Source organism: Dietzia timorensis (assembly GCF_001659785.1).
Classification (GTDB): domain Bacteria; phylum Actinomycetota; class Actinomycetes; order Mycobacteriales; family Mycobacteriaceae; genus Dietzia; species Dietzia timorensis.
Window position 1 is genome coordinate 124,125 of the sequence record NZ_CP015961.1, and the last position, 23,575, is coordinate 147,699.

Here is a 23,575-nt window from a genome sequence, read left to right on the forward strand (position 1 = left end):
CGATGCTCGCGAAGGTGCGGAACCTCGCGCTGTCCGCCGGGTAGCCTGGGGCGCGTGAACCCTGGACCTGCGATCGAGGCCTATTCGCGCCGAGCCGATGAGTATGTCGACCTGCTGGGAAGTATCGACTCCGTGCATGCGGTGGATCGGGCGTTGATCGCCGAGTGGGCGCGGGTCGCGGACGGGCCGTTGATCGACGTGGGTAGCGGGCCCGGGCATCTCACGGAGTTTCTACGCGAGCAGGGGCACGATGTTCGCGGGATCGAACCGTCAGCTGCCTTTGTCGATAGCGCACGGGCGCGTTTCCCGGGCTGCGAGTTCTGGCTTGGCGATGCCATGACGCTGCGGGAGGAAAAGGGCCGCTTCGCAGGCGTCCTCGCTTGGTATTCGCTGATCCACCTGCCTCCGGAGGAGCACGCCGAAACTCTCCACGCGCTGGCGGGCGCGCTGCGGCCGGGCGGGACGATGCTGCTGGGGTTCTTCGTCGGCCGCCGCACGGAAATCTTCGACCACGCCATTGCGCCCGCCTTTTTTCGGACCGTGGACAACGTGCGCGACCAGGTGCGTGCGGCCGGGCTCGACATCGTCGAGACCCACACGCGCAGCGGCGGCCCGCATCGTCCCCACGCCGCCGTAATAGCTTCCAAGGAGCATGGGACGAAAGGACGAACGAGATGAAATCCACGCATGTCAGCCAAGTGATCGCGGCGCCGGCGAGCCGCGTCTACGACTTCGCCGCCAACCCCGACAACCTTCCGCGTTGGGCAGCAGGTCTTGCGCAGGCGGAGGTGCGCCGCGATGGTGAGGACCTCGTCGCCGCGTCTCCGATGGGCGACGTGCGCGTGCGTTTCGCGCCGCCTAACGACTTCGGCGTGCTCGACCACGACGTGACGCTGCCGTCAGGCGAGGTGGTGAACAACCCGCTGCGGGTGCTGGACCACCCCGACGGCGCCGAAGTGGTGTTCACGGTGCGGCAGCTAGCTGCGAGCGACGACGATTTCGCGCGCGACTGCGCTGCGGTGGCCCGGGATCTCGAGGCGCTGCGCGAGCTCGTCGAAGGCTAGGGAGAGGGCTTCCGGGGGCCGGGGAACCCTGTGAAGTCGCGAAACACCGCGCGCGGCCGGAAACACGTCGGCCAGCCGCAGTGAATCCGGCCGGACGTGTCGAAGAGACGCGGAGAAATGTGGCGCGTAGAGCACGCCGTCATGTTCCGGTGCGACGCGGGGTTCACAGAGGTACAGAAAGTACTGCATCCGTGCTTCAAACTTTCGAACGGATCCTCTCCAGGATTCGGGCGACCAGAAGCTTCTCGTCCAAGAAGTCTCGACTGGTTACGTGCATGACGCGGTAGCCGCGCGCGGTGAGGCCCTGGTCCCGCGAGCGCTGGTGGTCGAATTGCGTCCACTCGGAATTGGCCATGCGGCCGGCGGCAAATTTTCCCTTGCCGTCGAACTCGAGGACGAGGTTCTCTTCCGGCAGGTAGAGGTCGGCGATGTAGATCAGCGGGCCGCCGTCGCTGTCGCCGTCGCGAATCTCGAATTGCGGAATGGGCGTCGAGAAGCCGTGCCGAAAGAGCAGGACGCGCAATCGGGTTTCGCCAGGACTCTCTGCGCGACCATCGGAAAAGTCGAGTGCCGCCGCAGCTCGCGAAACTCCTTTGCCCGACGTTCCCGCTAGTCGCGCGCGGAGTGCGTCCTTGCTGGTGAGCTTCCTGTGCAGAGCCGCGTCGATCGCGGTTGTGGAAGCCAAGAAGCTGGATTGCCTGGCGAACTCGATGAGCGCCAGATCGACGGACACGATAGGAATGCCGTTCGCGGAGGCTTGATCTTCGCGAAGCAGCTGCCGGTCTACCTTGATGTATCTCCCGTGAACTCGGTTAGCAGGTGTAACGCTGTGGCGGGTCAGATGGATCCTGCTCAGGTCGTGGTCAACCAGCGGAAGGTTGAGGGCGGCAAGCGCCGACCACGAACTCGCGTACCACTCGTTCTTCGAGGTGGTGAGAGCACCCAGGACTCGCACTGCGTGACGTTCTTCCGGGTAGAGGCCGTTGAATGCCGACGTCGCGTAAGAGCCCTGGGCCAATCGAACCCAAGCGTTGCCGGCGACCTTTCTATCCATGTCGGTCTTGCTGTAGCCGAAGCTGCGGGCATCCTGCGTGGTGAAGACGTAGACGACCACATCGGCGCGAACGGTCACTCGAACGGTCACTCGGCTATCGTCGCCGATTCTTCTCGGAGGATGGGGGTGCTACTTCGGGGCGGAATCGTCGTGCGCGCCTACCTCGACGACGAAAAACACCGCGCGCGGCCGGAAACACATAGGCCAGCCGCAGTGAATCCGGCCGGACGTGTCGACGGCGCCCGGCGGCGATAGCGTGGACACCGATCCCACGACGCAGGAGGGCATGACATGGCCGAGCTCGACCGCTCCACAGTTCGCGCCGGCGACGGCGCCGAGCTCGCCGTCCAGCGACTCGGCGAGGGGCCGGCGCTGCTGATGCTGCCGGGTCAGTCGAATTCGCATCGCTGGTGGAACGGGCTGCGCGAGCACTTCGCCGACCGCTTCACCACAGTGACTTTCGACTACCGCGGCACCGGCACCACGCACGCGGAAGTGAGCCGCGACTCGATCAAGGGCTGGTCGACCACATCCTTTGCTGACGACGCACGCCACGTTCTCGCAGGCCTCGGGATCGAGCGAGCGCATATATACGGTGCGTCGATGGGCGGCCGGGTTGCGCAATGGCTTGCGGTCGACTCCCCGGACCTCGTTGATCGGCTCGTCCTCGCGTGCACCTCGCCGGGCGGTCCCGAGGCGACCGAACGCAGCGACGATGTGCGCAAGCGTCTCGGGCAGCGCGATCCCCAGGGGCGACTCGACACCCTCATCGACCTCTTCTACACACCCGAGTGGCGAGAAAAGGGGCTGCGAAGCTGTCTGCTCGGAGACGCGCAGATGTCCGGGCGGGCGCGTAGCGGGCACTTGCGCGTGAGCGGCGAGCATGATGCCTCGGCGAGGCTTGGTGAGATCTCGGCGCCCACGTTGATCATGCACGGCGACGACGATCTCATGGCGCCGGTCAGCAACGCTCACGTCCTTCACCGTCAGATCTCAGACGCCGATCTCTACATCCACCCCGGCGGCCGGCATGGTTTCTTCGACGAATTCTCGGACGAGGTGTCCGTCCGGATCGACGAGTTCCTCGGCTAGATGCGCGAGGAGGCGAGCGCGCTCGCATGCCGTGTGCCCTGCGCAATTTTATCGATCGTCGACCGGAGTTAATCCTGGATTCATGGCGACGCTGCTTTCCCGGTGCTCCGGCTCCATAGCGTGAGACCCCGTGTTCGCGGCCTTCTCGCGCCGCGTCGCCGACATCGAATCGCCCGGGAAAGGTCGAAATGAATAAGCGTCTGCTCACGTCCGGAATGCTCACCGCAGCCCTCGCTGCCACTTCGATGGTCGCCGCCGCGCCCGCCATCGCGCAGGCTGACGACCCGAAGGGCGTCGTCATTAACGAGGTCGAGTCGAACGCCGATCCTGTCGGCGACTGGGTCGAGCTCGCCAACCGCGACTCCGAGGAGAGCGTCGACATCTCCGGCTGGTCGATCCTGGATGATGACGACTCCCACGATCCGATCGTCTTCCCCGAGGGCACGACGATCGAGTCGGGCGGATACACGTCCATCTACACCGCCGAAACCCCAGACGGCTTCGGCCTCGGCGGGAACGATTCTGTCCGGCTTTTTGACGCCGACGGCGAGATCGTCGACGAGACGAGCTGGGAAGGCCACGCTGCGACGACGTGGGGCCGCATCCCGGACATGACCGGCGACTTCGCCGTCACCGGTGCGCCCACCAAGGACGGCATCAACACCGCCGAGGGCGAAGAGGACGACACCGAGACAAAGCCGTTCCCGGGCGGCGAGTTCAAGATCAAGGACCAGGATCTCGGCGGGGACTTCGCCGACGAGGACATGTCCGGCGTCGACTTCGACGACGAGGGCAATGCCTATGTCGTGAACAACGGCACGGGCACCCTGTACGTCCTGACCTACGACGCGGAGGCCGACGCCTACTCGGTGAAGCAGACCTTCGAGCTGAACTACCCGGATGGCGCCGGAACCCTCGACGCCGAGGGCGTGACCGTCAACCCCGACGGCAGCATCTACGTGGCCACCGAGCGCAATAACGACGACAGCAGCGTGAGCCGCCCGTCGCTGCTGCACTTCGAGCTCACCGAGAACGAAGAAGGCACGCTGGACGCCACTGAAGAGGTCTCCCTCAAGGAGTTCGTCGGCGAGATCGGCGCGAACGCCGGGCTCGAGGCCGTGGAGTACGTGCCGGAGATCGAGGGATACGCGGTTGGCGTCGAGGCCACCGGCGACGTCCTCTTCGTCACGATCGCTGACGGCAAGGCCACGCTGGTCGACACCTACGAGTCCCCGTTCGAGGGCGTCATGGCTCTCGACTACTCCGACGGCGTGCTCCGCGCGCTGTGCGACGAGGTCTGCCAGGGGCGCTCGGTCGAGTTGACCTTCGACGGCGAGAAGTTCGTCTCCGACGGCACGATCTTCGACCGCCCCGCCGGGCTCGACAACTTCGCCAACGAGGGCTTCGCCTCCTTCACCGACGAGACCGGCACCCGCTACCTGTGGGCCGACGACGGTGTTGCGGACGGTGTCTCGCTTCGCTCGGCGTTCGTCCCGGCGAACCCGGCCGGCAGCATCCCCGACCCGCTCGGCAGCCTCGGCGGTGACGGATCGACCGAGAACGCGCTCCCGGCGCTCGGCTCGCTGGCGATCGGCGGCGTCGCCGCGGGCATCGCGCTCGCAGTCTCCAACGGCGCGATCCAGCTTCCGCAGATCTAGGCCTCACCGCCCGGCGATCTAGCCGACCAGGCATCAAAGTAGCGCCGCGGAAACGGATTCCGCGGCGCTACTTTTGTTGGGTTCCGGCGAGGCTCAGGTAGCCCCAAATCGTGAGCATTCCGAGAACGCTGCCGCCGATCGCGCTCGCGAGGTTCCACATGTTGTCCGCTGAGAACGTGAACATTCCGGTGACGCCGCAGAGGAAATAGACGCCCAGGCACAGGATGCTCGAGGCGGCTACATGGAATCCCCGACGACCGCCGTCATCGGCGAACTGCCACGCTGTGCCAGCGAGAAAGGTTGTCCCGAGGATGACGGCGACCGTCCAATACGCGGAGACGTCCAGCGCGCCGAGCACGACGATGAGAACGAAGAGAACTGCGAGCAACACGAAGAATGGGGTTGCGCGGTCCATTCCCAGCCAGTCGGCGACCTTCGATTTCGGTTGCTGCTCGGTCACGGTGGTTTCCCTTCTTGTCTTGCGCACATGGCTTCGCCCCGCAGGCTACAGATCGTGAGGGAGGGGCGCTGGGATACGGGCAGTGCGTAACGCGGGCACCCTGCGCGAAGGATTAACCTGTACGCGAACCGAGCATCCGACGGGAGATTCTTCGATGTCGAACCACTCAGCGAGCCGGCGACTGGGGCGCGGCGCGAGCGCGCTGGCCGGATCCGCAGCCCTCCTCTTCGCCGCCGCGTGTGGCTCGTCCGGCGAGAGCGCGGCCCCGCCGACAGTCACCGAAACGGGCGATCCCGTGACCGCGACATCGACAGACCCCGCGCTCGCGTCGACGAGTGAAACGTCCGAACCGACGGCGACGACCACGGTCACGCAGAGCAGTTCGACGCAGCCGAGCACCAACGCCGACGGCATTCCCGTGCCCGCGCCCGAGCGACGCTGCCAGGCCGCGCAGCTACAGATCACTGCTCTCGACGGCGACTCGGGAGCCGGGTCGACCTTCCACGAACTGGAATTCCGCAACGTCTCGCAGACCGAATGCCAGATGGCCGGCTATCCGGGTGTGTCTGCGCTCGATTCCGAGGGCGGCGAGCAGATCGGTGCGCCGGCGGGTCGATCAGAGGAGCAGGCACAGCTCCTCACCCTCGGGTCGGGCGACACCGCTACCGCGACACTGCGCGTGGTCAACATGGGCGAGGGCGGGAGTCCGCTCGACGATTGCGAACCCGCGGCCGCGAGCGGGCTCAACGTTTTCTCCCCGGGGCTCGAGGAGTCGATCTACGTGCGCATGCAGGACTTCCACGCGTGCACGGGAGACGTGGAGTTCATGACCGTCTCGCCGGTCAGGGCGTGATCAGGATGAACCAGCCGCCCAGCATGCCTCCCGGCACGTCGCCACACATGCCGAAACCAGCGCCGATGAAGATCGGCCTGCATCACTTCGCAAAGGTGTTCACCAAGGTGAGCACACCGGTCGTGCTCATGCTCGGGCCGGGTTTTATGCGCGTCGCCGCTGTCGATCGGCTCTTTTTCGAAGGCCCCGCCGGAGCGGTCTCGGCGAAGCTCAACAAGGTCGTCGGGCATCTCACGCTCGAGACGCCCAACGGCAAATTCCTGCTTGCCGCCGTCGGAGCGGCCGGCTCGCAGCCGTTCCATCCCGGGCAGGAACAGGAGATCATCGCCGCCCAGCAGCTCGCCGCGCAGGATCCGCAGACCAGCCAGGTCCGGCTCGCTCAGACCCTGTGGATCGGCAAGCCCGGACAGGTGGACGGGAGCTACGCGGGCGGTTTCAGGAGTATGCGCGACGGCGAGGCGATCAAACAAAACCAGATCGGGCGCATCGTCTACGAGGCCATGGGGCTCGCCGGCGTCGCGGTCAAGTAGGGGCGGCGTGATCGTGGGTCGCATGTAACCTGGGCGCAACGTTTGGCGGTAAGCGCGAAACGTACGCACACAGTGAGAGGTTCTCGGCGTGAGCGAGACCGACGATAAGACACAGCTGCCCGACCTATTTCCCAGCGCCGACTATGCGAGGGCCCGGCCGCCGCGCCGAATCGCGGTGATTGGTTCCGGGGTGTCGGGGCTCGTCGCCTCGCACGTTCTCTCGCGCCACGACGAGGTCACGTTGTTCGAGGCAGACCCCCGCCTCGGCGGCCACGCCCATACCCACGACGTCGATGTCGGCGGAAAGACGATCGCGGTCGACTCCGGTTTTATCGTGCACAACAGGCGCACCTACCCCACGCTGATCAGGCTGTTCGATGAGCTGGGTGTCGCCACCATCGACAGCGAAATGTCGTTGTCGATCCGCGACGACGAACTCGGGGTCGAATACTGCGGGGGTACCGGCGTCGCAGGGATGCTTCCGAACCGCGCTGCGCTGCGCCCAAGGCACGTGAAAATGCTTGCGGACGTGCCTCGTTTCCACCGAGCCGCGCGCAAGCAGCTCGCCCGGGCGGATGCCACGTCCGACGTCATAAATTCACCCGAGACGCTGGGCGAATTCCTCGACCGCCACAGATTCGGGCAGCACTTTCGGCGCACGTTCGTGATCCCGCTCGTGGCTGCGGTGTGGTCGACCGAACCCGGCAAGGCGCTGGAGTATCCGGCCGAGTTCCTGTTCCGATTCCTCGATAACCACGGCATGCTCACGGTGCTGGGCTCGCCGCAGTGGCGGACCGTCGCCGGTGGCTCGCGCAACTATGTGGACTCAGTTGCCGCAGGAATCGCGCATGTCCGCACCGGTGAGCCGGTGCATGAGGTAATGCCCGGCAGAGGCGGCGTGCGGGTCGACACCGCCGCAGGCGGGGACACTTTCGACGCGGTCGTCGTGGCGACCCATTCCGACCAGGCCCTTCGCATGCTTGGTGCTCCCACGCCGGCGCAGACGGAGATACTTTCGGCGCTGCCGTACCAGCGCAACGAGATGATCATGCACACCGATACCTCGATTCTTCCGCGCGCACCGAGGGCGCGGGCGGCGTGGAACCATCTGAGTTCGGCGCCGCTCCGAATCACTTCCGAAGGCGAAGGCCCCCAGCAGGAAGTGATCACCTACGACATGAACCGCTTACAGCACCTCCCCGTACCGGGGGAGACCCGGATTCTCGTCACCCTCAACGGGCGAGAGCTGGTCGACCCGGAAAAGATCCTCCGCAGCGCCGAATACGCGCACCCGCTCTACACGCCCGAATCCGTCGCAGCGCGCGCCCGGCTCGCCGAGATCGATTCCGACCGTGTGGTGTTCGCCGGCGCGTACCACGGCTGGGGCTTTCATGAGGATGGCGCCGCATCGGGATTGCGGGCGGCCGAGAAGCTCGGCGGGCGGTGGAGCTGATGCCAGGCCGTTCGTTACGCCTTGACTCCGTGACGGTAGAAGGGGCCAGCTCCGCCGGCAGCGGTAACGCACGTCCCGGCGCCACATCCGGTCCGGCTCCGCTCGCGCTGTATGAGACCTCGGTGCGCCATTCGCGCAGCGGCCCGATTCGGCACGACGTGTATGCCCGGTCGTACTGGTGGCTCGTCGACGTGGACCAGCTGCAGGTCGACGGGCGCGGAGTTGCAGGGTTGCCCGGATTTCCCGCCTGGACGACGCGGCTGGCGAGCATCCGCCCGGCCGATCTCGACATCGGTAGTGTGCCGTCCTTCGGGGCCGCCCTGCGCCGAAAGGTCGCCGAACTCGCCGCCCGCGAAAATTCGCAGTGGGACCGCACCCTCGACGTCGAAGGCCCGGCGCTGCTCGCCTGCACCGGCCGTGTCGCCGGAGCCGGCTTCGATCCGCTGTCGGTGGTGTGGCTGCATTCCGCGTCGGGGGAGCCGGTCGCGGTGCTCGCCGTCGTCCGCAATACCTACGGCGGGCTCCACCACTACCTGCTGCGGCCGGACGCCCGCGGGCGGGCCGAGGTACCGAAGAGCTTTATGGTGTCTCCGTTCCATGACGGCGAAGGCCGATACGTTCTCGACGTCCCGCCCCCGGGCGACGAGCTGTACGTGGGCATTCGCCTGGAGCGCGAGGGCGAGCCGGATTTTCTCGCATCGGTCTCCGGAACGAAGCAAGCGGCCACGCCCAAGACATTGATCGGGTTGGCGCTCCGTCGCCCGATCGAACCGGTCGCGGTGTCGGCGAAGATCCGCGCTCACGGTGTCTACTTGTGGGCGCGAGGCCTCCGAGTCCATCCCGTTCCCGAGTCCGATACCTCCGCGGGGCGAGAAGCCCCGGGTGTGCCTCCCGCGCCCCGCGGGCCGGTGACCGCGATGTTCGCGCTCGGCACGAGGTGGATCCTCGCGGCGGTGGCCGGGGGAATGTCGGTACGAATCGAGTACCCCGACGGCAGGGTTCTGGGAGCGGGCCGGCACTCACCGAACGCTCCTCGCATGATCATCCATCGCCCGAGCGAATTCCATTCCCGAGTCGGTCGCTACGCATCCATCGGCCTCGGCGAATCATATATGGCCGGCGAGTGGACGTCCCCGGATATGCCCGCGCTGCTCGCCGAGTTCGCCGATCGCCAGGCGACCCTCGTGCCTCGCCCACTACGGATGTTGCGCGGACTCTACATCCCGCGCCCGCCGCAGGCGACCGGCGGAGACAAGGCGAACGCCCGGCGCAACATCTCCTCTCATTACGATCTGTCCAACGCCTTCTTCGCCCTGTTCCTCGACGAGACGATGACCTATTCGTCGGCGTTATTTCCCGCCGTTCCCAGGCGCCGCGGACGGCTCGGCGAGGACGGCGGTCCGACGTCACACGAGGTAGGTACACCCACCTTTGCCGAGCTCGCCCCCGCCCAGGAGGCCAAGATCGATGCGCTTCTCGACGCGGCGGGGGTGCGTGCGGGCACCAGGCTGCTCGAGATCGGAACCGGGTGGGGCGAGCTGTGCCTGCGCGCGGCCCGCCGCGGGGCGCAGGTCGTGTCGGTCACGCTGTCCGAGGCGCAACGCGAACTCGCGCAACGGCGGGCCGACGACGCTGGTCTGGGCGAGAACGTCGCGGTGCAACTGTGCGACTACCGCGATGTCGAAGGCGAGTTCGACGCGGTGATCAGCGTGGAGATGATCGAGGCCGTGGGCCTGGAATACCTGGGCGAATATTTCGCGGCCATCGATCGCGTGCTCGCGCCCGGCGGAAAGGCCGCGCTGCAGGCCATTCTCATGGACGACGAGCGCGTGCGCACCACGCGCAACAACTACACGTGGATGCACAAATACATTTTCCCCGGCGGGCGGATTCCGTCCATCGAGGCGATCGAGGGTGCGCTGAACCAAACGCGGCTACGGCTGGGCGCGCGGACTCACTTCGGCATCCACTACGCCGAAACCCTGCGGCTGTGGGAGGACCGCTTCACCGCCCGCGCCGGCGAGGTTCGTGCGCTCGGCTTCGACGACACATTCGTCCGCATGTGGCGGTTCTACCTGCAGTATTGCGAAGCGGGATTCCGGTCGGGATACCTCGATGTCGCGCAGCTCGTCGTGGAGCGAGACCGGTGAGCGCGGGCGAGCCCGTCGCCGGGGCGATCGTCCGCGCGATCGGTCCGCTGATCGGCGGCGACCTTCCGGTGCGGTTGGAATGTTGGGACGGCTCGGTGGCCGGACCGGCCGACGCTCCCCGTGTCCGCCTCACGTCGCCGGACGCCCTGCGCCGGCAACTGTGGGCCCCGGGCGAATTGGGCGCCGCCCAGGCCTATGTCGCCGGCGAGATCGACGTGCCCGGTGACCTCGCCGAAGGCATGAACCACCTGTGGTCCGTGATCCGCTCGCGCGCGCTGGCCGGGACGCGGCCGGGGCCGAAGGCGGTGGCCCGCCTCGCGCGGCTCGCGGTCGCCCTCGGTGCGGTTGGCCCGCCCCCGCCGCGCCCGGCCACGCAGTCCAACGTTCGTGGCCGGCTGCATTCGCTGCGGCGGGACCGGGACGTGATCAGCCACCACTACGATCTGCCCACCGACTTCTACGCCCAGATTCTCGACCCGTCGATGGCCTACTCGTGTGGCTGGTTTCCCGCAGGCCCGCCCGAGCCGGAGGCGAATCCGGACGACACCCTGGCGACCGCGCAGCACGCGAAGTTCGAGCTGGTCTGTGAGGAATTGCGGCTGGGGTCCGGCGATCGGCTGCTCGATATCGGCTGCGGCTGGGGGTCGATGGCGATCCACGCCGCAGCCACCCGCGGCGTGCACGTCACGGCGGTGACGATCTCCCGCGAGCAGCAACGCTTCGCCCGCGATCGCGCCGTCGCAGAGGGCGTAGGCGATCTCGTCGACGTCCGCCTGCAGGACTACCGCGAACTCTCAGCGCGCGATGATTCCTGGGATGCCGTGGTGTCGCTGGAAATGGGTGAGCACGTCGGGGACTCCCGGTACCCCGAGTACGCGCGGGTACTCCACCGCTGCGTTCGCCCGGGAGGCCGGGTGCTCGTGCAACAGATGTCCCGCTCCGGTCGCCACCCGGGCGGCGGCCCGTTCATCGAGTCGTTTATCGCGCCGGACATGTCGATGCGTCCGCCCGGCGTCACTCTCGATCTGCTCACCGCCCCCGGGCTCGAACTGATCGGGGCGCGCGCGATGCGCGAACACTACGCGTGGACCGCCGAGCAATGGCGCCGCCGGTTCCTCGCGCACCGCGAGCGAATCGTCGAGGGCTGGGGCGAGGAGACCGCGCGGGTCTGGGATCTATACCTCACGGGAGGCACCCGCTCCTTCGCCGAAGGGCGCATGGGTGTGGAGCAATTCGTCCTGCGCCGACCGGAAGGGACGTATGCCCTATGACGTCGTACGCCACATTCGCCACGGCGTCGGCGATCTGTCTCGTGGCGTTGCTGCTGCTCCAGTTGGGCACGTACGTCGTGGGCCGCCGAATCGGCAGATTCAACATCGTCGACGTCACCTGGGGCGCGGGATTTGCGGTCGTCGCGCTCGTGGTGGTCGCGCTGCGCGGTGCCGGTCTTGGGGGTGAGGTAGGTCTCGACTGGCATGTCCTCGCGATCGCCGCAGCCGCGATCGTCTGGGGCGCGCGGCTGTCGGTACACGTCGGCCACAAGACCGCCGGAAAGGGCGAGGACCCCCGGTACGTGGAGATGCTCGAACGCAGCGGAGGGTACGACCCGCAGGGCAACCCCCGCGCGTCGGTGATTCTGCGGAAGGTTTTCGTCCTGCAGGGTGCGATCCAGTGGGTGGTGTCGCTACCGCTCCAGGCGCTCGTCGTCAGCGAGGCCCCGGCCGGCGCCTTCGCTGTTCTCGCCCTCGTGGGATTGGGCATCTGGCTTCTCGGTTTCGTATTCGAGGCCGTCGGCGACGCCCAGCTCGCGGCGTTCAAGAACGATCCGAACCGCGGACGAATCATGGCCCGTGGGCTGTGGTCGTGGACTCGGCACCCGAATTACTTCGGCGACGCCTGCGTGTGGTGGGGGATCTGGCTGGCCGCGTCCGCCGCGGGGCCGGCGGCATGGACCTTCGTCGCTCCCATGCTCATGACCTTCCTGCTCGTGTGGGGCTCGGGCGCGCGCTTGCTGGAAAAGACGATGTCGCAGCGGCCCGGTTGGGATGCCTACGCCCGGCGGGTGTCCTTTTTCCTCCCGCGTCCGCCGAAGCGCGAGGGCTGAGCTCCCGCGCGGCGCCCTACCGCGTTCCGGGGCGCCCTACCGTGTCGCGCGGCTGTCGTGTCCGCTGCCGCCGTCGTCTTCCCCTTCGTCTGCGTCGTCGTCATCGCCGTCGGACATGAGTACGCCGGTCGTGACGTAGAAGATCGGGACCAGGAGGAAGACGAGCCAGGCCTGCTCGACCCCGACGGCGCGCAGTCCGAAGAACGCGAGCAGCATGAGAATGGGGAAAATTCCCATGAGGATGGTGAGCACTTTGTTCCACGCGGTGCGAGCCTCGTTGTCGCCGGACCGCGCAGGCTCACCGCTGTTCTCGCTATCCACCGTTGCCGGTGCCCGGGAAGAGCGCTCCGCGCCGGATGCGGCCTGCGACGTCAGGAATCCGTTGAGGGAACCGCCGGGCAGATCGAAGAACAGGGGCTGGAGCTCGGCAAGAGTCTTGGCCTGCCACACCGCTCCGGTGCGGTCTTCGAACTCCGACTGTTCGAGGCGGCCGGCGGCGAAGTGCTCGGCGAGATCGTCGGCCGCGTTCTGGCGCTCCTCGTGGCCGATGCGCACGCCATCACCGGGGGCCGGTCCGTTCCTCGCAGAGGGGCCGTTTGTCTCAGGGGGGTCGTTCGCCTCGTGGCCTTCATTCGGCATGTGCACAACGATAGTCGGAAAAGTCCGACGTCACGCGCGTTCTGGAGACAATCGAACCGGAGTGGGCCCGGTGCATGTAGGGGTGTCGCCGCGCCCCGGAGGCGTCTTCCCATCGACCAAGTAGACAGGTCTGTCTATCATGGATAATCTACTAGACGTCCCACGGGTCGGTTCGAGCGTGTGCTCTGACCGGTGACTGCACGAGGCCGCATCCATTCGGCGCCTGCCCGCGCCGCGGCCGGAAGCAACTAAAAGGAGTTCGCCCACCATGACCGCCACTGATACCTCCCAGTCGCGCAAGCGCCCTGCCCGCGCTCCCAAGCCGCAGGGGCAGTGGAAGGTCGACGGCAAGGATCCGCTCAACCCGAACGAGGTATTCAAGAAGGAAGACGACGCGCTCAACGTGCGCGATCGCATCCTCGAGAAGTACTCCAAGGAGGGCTTCGACTCGATCCCGCCGACGGACCTCACGGGCCGGTTCCGCTGGATGGGCCTGTACACCCAGCGCAAGCAGGGCCTCGGTGGGCGAGCCACCTCGGATCTCTCCGATGAGGAACTCTCGGACGAATACTTCATGATGCGCGTCCGCGTCGACGGTAAGGAGGTCTCCACCGACGCGCTGCGCGTACTCGGCGGAATCTCCAACGACTTCGCCCGCGGTTCGGCGGATATCACCGACCGGCAGAACATCCAGTACCACTGGGTCGATATCAAGAACGTGCCCGAAATCTGGCAGCGCCTCGAGTCCGTCGGTTTCGAGACGATGGAGGCGTGCGGCGACTGCCCCCGCGCGTTCCTCAATAGCCCGGTCGCCGGTGTGGCGGCGGACGAGATCATCGATCCGACCCCATACCTGCAGCAGATGCACGACCGCATCATCGGTAACCCGGAGTTCTCGAACCTGCCGCGCAAGTTCAAGACCGCCGCCACGGGGCACCCGAGCCTCGACGTTGTGCACGAGATCAACGACGTGTCCTTCGTGGGCGTCGAGCACCCGGAGCTCGGCGCCGGCTTCGACCTGTGGGTCGGTGGCGGTTTGTCGACGGTTCCGCACTTCGCCAAGCGTCTCGGCGTGTTCGTCCCGCCCGAGCGCGCCGCTGATGTCTATGAGGGCGTCGTCTCGATCTTCCGCGATTACGGCTATCGCCGGCTGCGCAACAAGGCCCGCCTCAAGTTCCTCGTCAAGGACTGGGGCGCAGAGAAGTTCCGCGAGGTCCTCGAAACCGAGTACCTCGATTCGCCGCTTCCCGATGGCCCGGCGCCGGAATACTCGGGGCAGCGCGGAGACCACTCGGGCGTCCACGACCAGAAGGACGGCCGCAAGTACGTGGGCGCCACCGCGGTGGTCGGGCGCATCTCGGGCGACATCTTGAACCAGGTCGCGGACCTCGCCGAGGCCGCCGGTTCGAAGCGCGTGAAGTTCACCCCCCACCAGAAAATCGTGTTCCTCGACGTCATCCCCGAAAAGGTGGACGAGCTGGTCGAGGGGCTTTACGCCCTGGGAATCCAGGTCTACCCGGGCCCGTTCACGCGGGTGGGCATGGCGTGCACGGGAATCGAATACTGCAAGCTGTCGTTTGTAGAGACGAAGGAGAAAGCACGCACGGTGCTCTCCGAGCTCGACCAGCGGTTCGCAGGGGAGACCATCGACCCGCCGATCTCGGTGCACCTCAACGGCTGCCCGAACTCGTGCGCCCGCATCCAGACCGCGGACATCGGGCTCAAGGGCCAGCTCATCGAGGGCGACACCCCCGGCTTCCAGGTGCACCTCGGCGGCAGCCTCGCCGGTGCGGAGGTTGCCGAGGGCGAGCTCGGCCAGTCCGTGCGTGGGTTCAAGGTCTCATCGGACGACCTCACCGATTACCTCGAGGGGCTCGTCCGCAACTTCCTTGCGGACCGCGGCGAAGGCGAAACCTTCGCGGAGTGGAGCCGCAGGGCGGAGGAGGAAAAGCTCAAGTGAGTCTCAACATTCCCGGCCTCGCCGGCTCGCTCATCTCGGTAAGCGAGGAGAAGGCCGACCCCTCGGACATCGACTACGTTGCCCGCGACTCCCGGCTGCACCCGGACCCGAGCCTGATCCCCGACCCGGCGGACCTCGGCCCCGGCCGCGTGCGCAGCGAGGCGGAACTCAAGGAGATCGCGGAGGTCGCAGCCGAGGCGCTCGCCGATGCGAGCACCGACGAGATCCTCGCGTGGGCCGCCGAGACGTTCGGCAACCGCCTGGCCGTGGCCTGCTCGATGGCCAACACCGTCGGGCCCGAGTACACCGCGCGTTTCCAGCCGGGCGTGGACGTGCTGTTCCTCGAGACCGGCTACCACTTCGCCGAGACCCTCGAGGTGCGCGACCAGCTCGCAGCGAAGGGCACCGTCAACGTCATCGACGTGCGCGCGAGGGAGACCGTCGCCCAGCACGAGGCGAACTTCGCTGGCAAGCCCTACGAGATCGACACGACCGCGTGCTGCGGAGCCCGCAAGGTCGCCCCGCTCAACGCCGCGCTCGACGGCTACGAGGCCTGGGTCACCGGCATGCGCCGCTCCGACTCCGCCGGCCGTGCCGACACCCCGGTCGTGCAGTGGGACCGCTCGCACAAGATGGTCAAGGTCAACGCGTTCGCGAACTGGACGCTGCCGGAGATCGAGCGCTGGGCCGCGCTCAACGAGGCGCTCATCAACCCGCTGCACTACGACGGTTTCCCATCGATCGGCTGCGGGCCCTGCACGCGCCGCGTCGCCCCGGGCGAGGACGCGCGCGCCGGTCGCTGGGCCGGGTCGGGCAAGACCGAGTGCGGTATCCACCTATGACCCTGGCCCCCTACGCCCCGGCCGCACCGCTGGCACCGTCGGATCTTGCGGGCTCGCCTGCACACCTCCCCGCGGGCGCCGTCTCCCCAGGTATGACGTCGGACGTAGCGCCTACCCAGGCCGACTCGTTCCCGTTGGCCCTTCTCCTGGAGGACAAACTGGTGGTGCTCGTCGGCGGAGGCGCGGTGGCCGCGCGACGGGCCGCCGCATTCGCCGGTGCCGGCGCGCGCCTGCGCATCGTCGCGCCGACGCTGCACCCGTCGATCGCCGAGCTCCTCGGGCCGCAGGACGAGTGGGTCCAGCGCGAGTTCATCCTCGGTGACCTCACCGACGCGTGGCTCGCGCACACCGCGACCGGGGACCCGGCCGTCGACGCCGAGGTCGCTCGCGAGGCCGAGTGGCGCCACATCTTCTGCATCAATGCGGGCAACCGAGACGCCGGCACCGCCGCCGTTCCGGCCCGCGCCACCGCGCACACGCCCACCGGTCGCGTGCAGGTCGCCGTCGATTCCGGCGACCCGCGCCGCTCGGTCGCCGTCGCGCGGCACATGCAGGACGAACTCGAATCCGGCCGCGCCCCGCTGCACCCGCGCCGCCGCAGGTGACCATTCCCTGCGCCGCCGCGCATACACACGGGCCGGGCGGGTATGCGCCGCGTAGCTGGGGGCCACGAGAGCTTGGGCGGGATGACCGTTGCCCTGGCGGCTCGAAACACCGCGTGCGGCCGGTTTCACTCACGCCAGCCGCAGTGTTTGAGGCGAGTCGCGGTGTTTGAAGGTCCGACCGCAGTCGTCGCGTGGCACGGCACCCGTAATCGCGAAGGGCGCGCCGATACCGAACGCTTGACGTCGCTCCTCGACGCCCGCCTTTCCGGCATCCGCGTCGTCGCCGGGTTCGTCGACGAAGAAGTGCAGGCGCCTGCGCTCGCGGACGTGCTCACCGCCGAGCTTGCCTCTACATCTGCCGAGGTCGTCGTGATCCCGGCGTTCGTCGCCGCCGGCTACCACGTCGGCCACGACATCGGCGCGGCCGCGCAGGTCGCCACGCGCGGCGATCGCGGGCAGCTGAACCGGGTGCTCGTCACCCCGCACCTCGGCCGCGACCTGCGCGATCAACGCGGCGCGCCCGAACCTCGCCTCGTCGATGCGGTTCTCGCTTCGGCGGCAGCCGCTCTGGGTACCGAAGCGGGCGACGACCTCCCGGCCGGCGCGCGCGACCTGGTCCTAGCGAGCGCCGGTTCGTCCTTCGAGTCGGTGGGCGTGGAGATCGAAAGGCTGCGCGCCGCTGTCGCCGCGAGGTACTGCGCAGGCGAGGTTCGGCATGCCGTGCTGGATGCGTCGTTCGACGTCAACACGCGGGAAATCTGTGTGCCGCTGCTGCTGGCGCGTGGCTTCTTCGCGGGCCGCGCGCGCGACGCGGGGGGCCGCCAGGCGCCGTTGCTTGGGGACGCGCCGGCCGTCGACAACATCATCGAGGCGCTCGCCGAGCGCTTTCTCGGTGCCATTGGGGAGTAGACCTACTCACCTCGTACCCACAGTGCTCGTACGTTTGCGCCGATTTTCGCATTGCTATAGCTCCCGAATCTCGAGCCCGACAGCGACAATGAATGTCCGCGCGACGTTCACCTGTACTTCACGAATTCCGAACCCGCGATTTCCTTCCGGGGAGAATCCTGTTCTTTGCGTTGCCGTCTGCAAAATAGCCGGACGGTCGCAAAACCAATTGGTACAGATTCCCATCGTGAAAAGTGGTCCTTTTATGAGCTCCCTTCGCCCGTTCGGGCGCCGCGCGGTAGTCGCCGGCGTCGCCATCATGACTCTTGCCTCGGGGGCCGGCGTCGCCTCGGCCGCGGACGCTCCTCCCGGGCCGAACCGCACCGAGATGCTCGGCCAGTTCTTCGACTGGTGGACTCCCGCAGAATACGACTCCACGGACGAGTCGACGGTCCGCGCCACGGGGTTCAAGGGGGACGTCACCGATGCCGGCGCCGCGGTGCTCGGGCATAACGACGAATTCGTCCAGGCCATTAATCACGCCGGCGCGGCCGATCCCGCCCAGTCGGTGCGCGCGCTCGAGGACGCGGACATGATCTGGACCGAGACCCTGCGCGATGCGCTCGGGCCGAAGCTCGGCGAGTACTTCATCGGGGGCGTCGAGGACGGCTCGCTGCCGAAGACCGTCGCCGCGATCGAGTCCGCAGAGAAGAACTCCTCGACCGGCTCGGCCAAGACCGACTTCAACTACCCGCGCCCGTTCATGCTCACCTCCGATAAGGACAAGGGCGGCTTCGGCGATCGCAGCCGAAACGGCGAGAACGATTTCAAGAACCTGAGCCCGCAGCTCGACATTCAGCGCATCCCCGACCAGGGCGCTCGCCCGGACAACGGCAAGCCTCACTCGGCGGAATACGATGTATTCTCCGGCGTCGGACCTAAGGGCGTGACCGGCCTCAACCAGGCGTTCCCCTCCGGCCACACGACGTACGCCTATGGCATCGGCCTGCAGCTCGCGACGCTGCTTCCCGAGCTCGGACCGGAGATCGTCACGCGTTCCTCGGAAGCGGGCAACAACCGGATCGTGCTCGGCGTGCACTACCCGCTCGACGTGATGGGCGGGCGCATCTCCTCGCACATCAATACCGCCACCGCGCTGGCCGGCGACGGCTATGTGGAGAACACGATCGAGCCGGCGCGCGAGGAGCTCGTCGGATACCTCGCCGGACGCTGCGCTGGCGACGGCCTCGGCGACACCCTCGATGCCTGCATCGACGCCACGGGCGCGAACGACGCGGGCGGCTACACCAATCCGTTCACCGATCCCGTCTCGACGGCCCCGGTCACCGACCGCGCGTCCGCCATTCAGGCCTACACCTCCCGCATGTCCTACGGCTTTTCGCCCGTGACGGCGGAGGGCGAGGCCCCACGCGTGCCCGAGAATGCGGAGGCCCTTCTCGTCACCGCGTTCCCGGAACTCACTGACCAACAGCGCAAGGCCGTGCTGGCGGCGACGGAGATCGATTCGGGCGACCCGCTCGACGCGAGCTCCGAGGGTTGGCAGCGAATCAACCTCGCGGCTGCGCTCAGCTCGAAAGTCACGGTCGACGCGGTCGGCAACGTGACGAAGGTCGAGCCGGGTAACGCCGCCCCGGAGGTGGTCGAGGAGACCGGCGTCAACCTCGGCGGCAGCCTCGCGACCTTCACCACCGCGACCGGCTCGGCGCTGCAGCTCGCCGGCATCTAGACGACGCGGCACCGGCCGAATGGCAAACGTGGCGGCACCCGATCGGGTGCCGCCACTTCAGTTGCTTCTGGCCTCGACTACTCGCGGCCCGGTAGCGCCATGATGAGCTTGCCGGTGTTGGTTCCCTCGAACAGCGCGCCGAAGACCTCCGGGAAGTCCTTGACCTCGGCGTCACGGGCATCGATGCGCGAGACCAGCTTGCCCTCGGCGAGATAGCCGCCGAGCGCCTTCATGCCCTCGGGCAGGCGGTCGCCGAAGTCGCCGATCGTGAAGCCGTGGATGGTGAGCGAGTGGGTGATGATGCGCGGGTAGTTGCGGATGCCCGCGCGATCGGTCGAGTTGTAGTCCGAGATCGCGCCGCAGATGACCAGCCGCGCGTTGCGGGCGGTGTTGGCGAGCGCGGCGTCGAGGACGCGGCCCCCGACGTTGTCGAAGAACACGTCGACCCCGTTCGGCGCCGCGGACGCGATGGCCTTCGTCAACGAGTCGGCGGTTTTGTAGTTGATCGCCTCGTCGAAGCCGAGCTCGCCGGTGAGCCACTCGCACTTCTCGTCCGAACCGGCGATGCCGATAACGCGCGCGCCCGCGATCTTCGCGAGCTGCCCGACGACCGACCCGACCGCGCCGGCGGCACCGGAGACGAGCACGGTCTCGCCCTCGGTGGGCTTGCCGAGTTCCATCAGGCCGAAGTAGGCGGTCAGCCCGGTGAGGCCGAGCGCGGCGAGATGCTCCGGGCCCGAGACCTGCGAGGTGTCGATAACCCGCAGGTCCTTACCGTCGGTGACGAGATAGTCGCGCACGCCCAGCGTGCCGTGCACGTGCGCGCCTACGGGGAAGTCGTCGTTCTTCGACTCGACCACGCGTCCGACGGCGAGCGCACGCATCACCGCGCCGACCTTGACCGGCGGTACGTAAGACGGCGCATCGTCGAGCCAGCCGCGCATCGCGGGATCGACGGAAATGTATTCGGTGGCGACGAGGAACTGACCGTCCTCCAGCTCCGGCAGCTCCTTCGACTTCAGCTCCCACGTCTAGGCGTCCGGGTATCCGGTGGGGCGCTCGGCCAGGTGGATGGCAGTGGCGGTGTACGACAAGGTGTCTCCTAATTCGTTAACGGTGGCGCGCCGAGCAGGGTGTTGCCCCGGGCGGCGCGGGTGCCACCACCGTAGTCCTCTCGGCAGCGCGCGGCATCGTAGGAGCTGTGCGGCCGGGAATGGTCCGCGAGCGTGCGACGATTGGGAGGCAAAAGCCACCAAGCCCACACAAATCCCGCTAGAGGCGTGAAATTACGCGGCCAACGAGATTTGCGTGGGCTTCGGCGGGTGATCGGGGTGGGAGCCGAACCTGGCTGGCTCCTGGCATAGAAACACCACGAAAGTGCACGAAAATCGATGCAGAACGACCGATTTCGTACCGTTTCGCGGTGTTTGTCGATCCGGAAGTCGTAGGGCGCCTGAAATCCCGGCGTGGGAGGGGCCGAGCGGGCCGTCCCGCGGCGGGAAAGCGCCCCCGCCCCCCGCTAGCCGCTGTTACGGAGCGCCGTCGCGAGCCCGTTCATCGTCAGCTGGATCCCGGTGCGGATGAGCGGATCGTCGTCGCCCGCACGGAACCGCCGCAGCAGCTCCACCTGCAGCACATTGAGCGGCTCCAGGTACGGGAACCGGTTGCGCACGGATCGCGCGAGCGTCGGGTTGTCGTCGAGCAGCGAGGACTGCTCGGTGATCTCGAGCAGCACGTCGCGGGTCAGCTCGAACTCCGACAGGATCCGCGAGAACACACGCGAGCGCGTCGATTCATCCGCCACCAGCGAGGCGTATTGGCCGGCCAGGCCCATGTCCGCCTTCGCCATCACCTGAGCCATATTCGACAGGGTCGTCCGGAAGAACGGCCACGTCGCGTACAGCCGGCGCAGCTGCGCGAGGCGAGCGGAGCGGTCGCCGGGGGCGCTGCCGGGTCCGCCGTCATCGAGCCAATCCGACAGTGCGGTGCCCATGCCGAACCAGCCCGGGAGCATCACGCGCGACTGCGACCACGACAACACCCAGGGGATGGCGCGCAGGTCGTCGACGGTGTTCGTCTGTTTGCGAGAGGTGGGGCGCGAGCCGATGTTGAGCTCGCCGATCTCCGACAGCGGAGTCGACGTGGTGAAATACTCGATAAAGCCCGGATCCTCGTGGACCAGCGAGCCGTAGGCGTCGCGTCCCCGGCGCGACAGGTCGGCCATGACGTCGTACGCCGCCTCCGCACCGTCGCCGAGGCCCTCGACGTTGAGCACGGACGATTCGATGGTGGCGGCCACGAGCGCCTCGAGGTTACGGCGCGCCCGGCCCGGCTCGGAATACTTCGCCGAGAGGACCTCGCCCTGCTCGGTGATGCGCAGCGCCCCGCGCACCGCGCCCGGCGGCTGCGACAGGATCGCCTCGTACGAATTGCCGCCGCCGCGGCCCACCGAGCCGCCGCGCCCGTGGAAGAAGCGCAGGTCCACGCCGAGCTCCTCGCCGAGCGCGACGAGCTCCAATTCCCCCTGGTAGAGCGACCAGTTCGCGGCGAGATAGCCGCCGTCCTTATTCGAATCGGAGTAGCCGAGCATGATCTCCTGCAGGTTCCCCTGCGAGGCGACGAGCCTGCGCATCGGCTCGTGGGCGAGGTAGTCGCGCAGGATATCGGCGCCCGCGGCGAGGTCCTCGATGGTCTCGAGCAGCGGGATGAGCCGCACCTCCGAGCGCGGCGCGTCCGGGGCGCCGCGAAGCAGCCCGACCTCCTTGAGCAGGATCGCCGGCTCGAGCAGGTCGGAGACCGACTGGCACATCGAAACGATGTAGTGCGGGATCACGCCCTCGCCGAACGCGTCGACGGCGCGGGCCGCGGCACGCAGTACGCCCAGTTCCTTCTCGCACCGCTCGGACAGCTCGGCGCGCGCCCCGAGCAGCGGCCGGTCGTAGGACAGCTCCCGCAGCAGCACCTCGACGCGCTCGGCCTCGTCCAGCGAGGCATAGTCGTCGGTGACGCCGGCGACCGCGAACAGCTCGGCGAGCACCTCTTCGTGCGTCTCCGAGTTCTGCCGCATGTCGAGTGCTTGCAGGTGGAATCCGAACGTACGCAGCGCCCACTGCAGCGTCGACAGGCGCGCATCGGCGACGATCCCGGCGCCGACCGCGTCCAGCGAGTCGGCGATAACCTGCAGGTCCGCCTGCATGTCCTCGGGCCGCTCGTATGCCGGGTCCGAGTCCGAGCCGATGGCCCGCCCCATGTGGTCGACCGGGACGCGGGCCCCGGCGATGCTGTGCGCCGCGGACCGTGCGGCGAGCTTGCGGCGCACCGAGCGCACAGCGCGGCGGTACGGCACGTCGCGGCGCGCGGCTTCGTCGTCGCCGCGCGAGACCAGGTCGTCGGCGAGCGCGATGAGCTCGCCCGACACCTCCACCAGCCGGCCCGACAGGCTCAACTCGTTCTCCAGTTGTTCCAGCTGCTCGTCGTAGTAATTCTGGATGACGGCGGCGGCGCGTGAGGTCGCAAAGCCCACGACTTCGCCGGTGACGTAGGGATTGCCGTCGCGGTCGCCGCCGATCCACGAGCCGGGCCGGACCACGGCGCGCTCGGTGTCGAGGCGGTCGGCGATCTCTCTGTTCAGCCTGGGGATCACGTCGATCAGCGTGGCCTCGTGATACTGCAGGCCGGTGAGGATCTCGTCCTCGATGCGCGGGCGCTGAGATCGGATGATCGCCGTATCCCACAGCAGGAGAACCTGGCGCCGGATATCGAGCTCGATCTCGGCGCGCTCGGCGCTGCCCGAATCGAGGCGGTCGCGTTCTCGCATGAGCTCGGTGATGTGGCGGGTGATGTGGAACACCGAACGGCGCCGCGTCTCGGTCGGGTGAGCGGTAATCACGGGGACCACGCGTGCCGTGCGGCGCAGCACGGCCCAGCCGGCCTCGGAATCCCCGGAGTCCTCGATCTTCTCCCAGGTGCGGGCGAGGTCTCCGTCTCGCGGGGGCTCGCCGCGTGCGATGTGGAAGGCGCGGCGGCGCTCGGCGTGCAGGTCCTCGGCGATGTTCGCCAGCAGCGCGAACAGGGAGAACGCGCGGATCACGTCGATCGCGTGCTGCGGAGAGATTCCGGAGAGCACGTCGAAGGTGGCGCTCCGGTCGACCTCGGAGCGGCGCACCGCGAACGCGGTCTGGCGCGCGGATTCGACGAGGTCGAAAGCCTCCTCGCCCGCCTGTTCTCGGACGGTGTCGCCGAGGATCCCGCCGAGGAACCGCACGTCCTCGCGCATCGGCTCGACTGCTTGGGAGAGGGGGTCGTTGCGTTCGACTTCCGCAGAGATCACCGACGCCAGCGGGTCGGAGTTCTGCGCGTCGCCGTTCTCCCCGGTTGCGTGGGGACCTTTGTCGTCGGAAGTCATGAACCCAACCCTAGGTGGATCTGCGGTGCGGTGCGCGCCGCAAGGATCCGCGTGGCAGTGTGGAGGGGAAC

Annotated in this window: 20 protein-coding genes; 15 read left to right on the forward strand and 5 right to left on the reverse strand. The window is 67.7% G+C overall.

Annotation, left to right across the window (positions count from 1 at the left end):
• Positions 1-54: 54 nt before the first annotated feature.
• Together BJL86_RS00600 and BJL86_RS00605 are read left to right on the forward strand one after the other, a co-directional pair.
• Positions 55-678, forward strand: a complete 624-nt coding sequence (locus BJL86_RS00600; RefSeq protein ID WP_197487557.1) for a class I SAM-dependent methyltransferase — start codon at positions 55-57, stop codon at positions 676-678.
• Positions 675-1,064 carry an SRPBCC family protein gene (locus BJL86_RS00605; protein WP_067473626.1) on the forward strand — a complete coding sequence of 130 codons (390 nt, stop codon included), beginning with the start codon at positions 675-677 and terminating at the stop codon, positions 1,062-1,064. The genes BJL86_RS00600 and BJL86_RS00605 overlap by 4 nt, the downstream gene beginning before the upstream one ends.
• Before the next feature lie 196 nt (positions 1,065-1,260).
• On the opposite strand, the gene BJL86_RS00610 is transcribed toward BJL86_RS00605, so the two are convergent.
• Positions 1,261-2,208: a hypothetical protein gene (locus BJL86_RS00610; protein ID WP_067473623.1), complete on the reverse strand. Its 948-nt coding sequence runs from the start codon at positions 2,206-2,208 to the stop codon at positions 1,261-1,263.
• 201 nt (positions 2,209-2,409) lie between these two features.
• Between BJL86_RS00610 and BJL86_RS00615 the strand changes: the two genes are divergently transcribed.
• Both BJL86_RS00615 and BJL86_RS00620 read left to right on the forward strand, forming a co-directional pair.
• The gene (locus BJL86_RS00615) at positions 2,410-3,210 is read left to right on the forward strand and encodes an alpha/beta fold hydrolase (protein ID WP_067473620.1); all 801 of its coding nucleotides are present in this window, start codon (positions 2,410-2,412) and stop codon (positions 3,208-3,210) included.
• A 188-nt stretch (positions 3,211-3,398) separates the two neighbouring features.
• A complete protein-coding gene (locus tag BJL86_RS00620; RefSeq protein ID WP_067473617.1) occupies positions 3,399-4,868 on the forward strand; it encodes a lamin tail domain-containing protein in 1,470 nt (489 codons plus the stop codon).
• Positions 4,869-4,935: 67 nt separating this feature from the next.
• Here BJL86_RS00620 and BJL86_RS00625 read toward each other — a convergent pair whose 3' ends face one another.
• Positions 4,936-5,328, reverse strand: coding sequence for a hypothetical protein (locus BJL86_RS00625; protein WP_067473614.1), 393 nt, complete (start codon positions 5,326-5,328; stop codon positions 4,936-4,938).
• A 154-nt stretch (positions 5,329-5,482) separates the two neighbouring features.
• Here BJL86_RS00625 and BJL86_RS00630 point away from each other — a divergent pair, with 154 nt between their 5' ends.
• The 6 genes from BJL86_RS00630 to BJL86_RS00655 all read left to right on the forward strand — a co-directional run bounded on the left by BJL86_RS00630 (position 5,483) and on the right by BJL86_RS00655 (position 12,418).
• Positions 5,483-6,181 (forward strand): DUF4232 domain-containing protein, encoded by a 699-nt coding sequence (locus BJL86_RS00630; protein ID WP_067473610.1) that lies wholly within the window; start codon positions 5,483-5,485, stop codon positions 6,179-6,181.
• 47 nt (positions 6,182-6,228) lie between these two features.
• Positions 6,229-6,711 (forward strand): hypothetical protein, encoded by a 483-nt coding sequence (locus tag BJL86_RS00635; RefSeq protein ID WP_156515274.1) that lies wholly within the window; start codon positions 6,229-6,231, stop codon positions 6,709-6,711.
• A gap of 115 nt (positions 6,712-6,826) precedes the next feature.
• On the forward strand, positions 6,827-8,164 hold the full coding sequence (locus tag BJL86_RS00640; protein WP_067473825.1) for an NAD(P)/FAD-dependent oxidoreductase: 1,338 nt from the start codon (positions 6,827-6,829) through the stop codon (positions 8,162-8,164).
• A gap of 29 nt (positions 8,165-8,193) precedes the next feature.
• The gene (locus BJL86_RS00645) at positions 8,194-10,314 is read left to right on the forward strand and encodes a DUF1365 family protein (protein WP_197487556.1); all 2,121 of its coding nucleotides are present in this window, start codon (positions 8,194-8,196) and stop codon (positions 10,312-10,314) included.
• On the forward strand, positions 10,311-11,585 hold the full coding sequence (locus BJL86_RS00650) for an SAM-dependent methyltransferase (protein WP_075844746.1): 1,275 nt from the start codon (positions 10,311-10,313) through the stop codon (positions 11,583-11,585). The genes BJL86_RS00645 and BJL86_RS00650 overlap by 4 nt, the downstream gene beginning before the upstream one ends.
• Positions 11,582-12,418 (forward strand): DUF1295 domain-containing protein, encoded by an 837-nt coding sequence (locus tag BJL86_RS00655; protein WP_067478140.1) that lies wholly within the window; start codon positions 11,582-11,584, stop codon positions 12,416-12,418. Before BJL86_RS00650 ends, BJL86_RS00655 begins: the two co-directional genes overlap by 4 nt.
• Before the next feature lie 36 nt (positions 12,419-12,454).
• On the opposite strand, the gene BJL86_RS00660 is transcribed toward BJL86_RS00655, so the two are convergent.
• On the reverse strand, positions 12,455-13,057 hold the full coding sequence (locus BJL86_RS00660) for a DUF1707 SHOCT-like domain-containing protein (protein WP_082908725.1): 603 nt from the start codon (positions 13,055-13,057) through the stop codon (positions 12,455-12,457).
• A 268-nt stretch (positions 13,058-13,325) separates the two neighbouring features.
• Between BJL86_RS00660 and BJL86_RS00665 the strand changes: the two genes are divergently transcribed.
• The 5 genes from BJL86_RS00665 to BJL86_RS00685 all read left to right on the forward strand — a co-directional run bounded on the left by BJL86_RS00665 (position 13,326) and on the right by BJL86_RS00685 (position 19,099).
• A complete protein-coding gene (locus BJL86_RS00665; protein ID WP_067478134.1) occupies positions 13,326-15,017 on the forward strand; it encodes a nitrite/sulfite reductase in 1,692 nt (563 codons plus the stop codon).
• On the forward strand, positions 15,014-15,859 hold the full coding sequence (locus BJL86_RS00670; RefSeq protein WP_231887317.1) for a phosphoadenylyl-sulfate reductase: 846 nt from the start codon (positions 15,014-15,016) through the stop codon (positions 15,857-15,859). Before BJL86_RS00665 ends, BJL86_RS00670 begins: the two co-directional genes overlap by 4 nt.
• Complete coding sequence (locus tag BJL86_RS00675) at positions 15,856-16,464, forward strand: NAD(P)-dependent oxidoreductase (protein WP_083657600.1); 609 nt, start codon at positions 15,856-15,858, stop codon at positions 16,462-16,464. The genes BJL86_RS00670 and BJL86_RS00675 overlap by 4 nt, the downstream gene beginning before the upstream one ends.
• A gap of 162 nt (positions 16,465-16,626) precedes the next feature.
• Positions 16,627-17,373, forward strand: a complete 747-nt coding sequence (locus BJL86_RS00680; protein WP_075844748.1) for a sirohydrochlorin chelatase — start codon at positions 16,627-16,629, stop codon at positions 17,371-17,373.
• Positions 17,374-17,617: 244 nt separating this feature from the next.
• Entirely contained in the window at positions 17,618-19,099 is a 1,482-nt protein-coding gene (locus BJL86_RS00685) for a phosphatase PAP2 family protein (RefSeq protein WP_067478148.1), read from the forward strand.
• A 77-nt stretch (positions 19,100-19,176) separates the two neighbouring features.
• Here the strand turns inward: BJL86_RS00685 and BJL86_RS00690 are convergent, their stop codons facing one another.
• Both BJL86_RS00690 and ppc read right to left on the reverse strand, forming a co-directional pair.
• Entirely contained in the window at positions 19,177-20,121 is a 945-nt protein-coding gene (locus BJL86_RS00690) for an NADP-dependent oxidoreductase (RefSeq protein ID WP_231887318.1), read from the reverse strand.
• Positions 20,122-20,618: 497 nt separating this feature from the next.
• On the reverse strand, positions 20,619-23,504 hold the full coding sequence (ppc, locus tag BJL86_RS00695) for a phosphoenolpyruvate carboxylase (protein WP_075844749.1): 2,886 nt from the start codon (positions 23,502-23,504) through the stop codon (positions 20,619-20,621).
• Between the last annotated feature and the right edge of the window lie 71 nt (positions 23,505-23,575).

What these genes read in the sequence shown, in the direction of transcription:
- BJL86_RS00605 (WP_067473626.1), top strand. Translation starts at nt 675, where the DNA reads ATGAAATCCACGCATGTCAGCCAAGTGATCGCGGCGCCGGCGAGCCGC.
- BJL86_RS00615 (WP_067473620.1), top strand. Translation starts at nt 2,410, where the DNA reads ATGGCCGAGCTCGACCGCTCCACAGTTCGCGCCGGCGACGGCGCCGAG.
- BJL86_RS00620 (WP_067473617.1), top strand. Translation starts at nt 3,399, where the DNA reads ATGAATAAGCGTCTGCTCACGTCCGGAATGCTCACCGCAGCCCTCGCT.
- BJL86_RS00630 (WP_067473610.1), top strand. Translation starts at nt 5,483, where the DNA reads ATGTCGAACCACTCAGCGAGCCGGCGACTGGGGCGCGGCGCGAGCGCG.
- BJL86_RS00635 (WP_156515274.1), top strand. Translation starts at nt 6,229, where the DNA reads ATGCCGAAACCAGCGCCGATGAAGATCGGCCTGCATCACTTCGCAAAG.
- BJL86_RS00655 (WP_067478140.1), top strand. Translation starts at nt 11,582, where the DNA reads ATGACGTCGTACGCCACATTCGCCACGGCGTCGGCGATCTGTCTCGTG.
- BJL86_RS00660 (WP_082908725.1), bottom strand. Translation starts at nt 13,057, where the DNA reads ATGCCGAATGAAGGCCACGAGGCGAACGACCCCCCTGAGACAAACGGC.
- BJL86_RS00665 (WP_067478134.1), top strand. Translation starts at nt 13,326, where the DNA reads ATGACCGCCACTGATACCTCCCAGTCGCGCAAGCGCCCTGCCCGCGCT.
- BJL86_RS00675 (WP_083657600.1), top strand. Translation starts at nt 15,856, where the DNA reads ATGACCCTGGCCCCCTACGCCCCGGCCGCACCGCTGGCACCGTCGGAT.
- BJL86_RS00685 (WP_067478148.1), top strand. Translation starts at nt 17,618, where the DNA reads ATGAGCTCCCTTCGCCCGTTCGGGCGCCGCGCGGTAGTCGCCGGCGTC.
- ppc (WP_075844749.1), bottom strand. Translation starts at nt 23,504, where the DNA reads ATGACTTCCGACGACAAAGGTCCCCACGCAACCGGGGAGAACGGCGAC.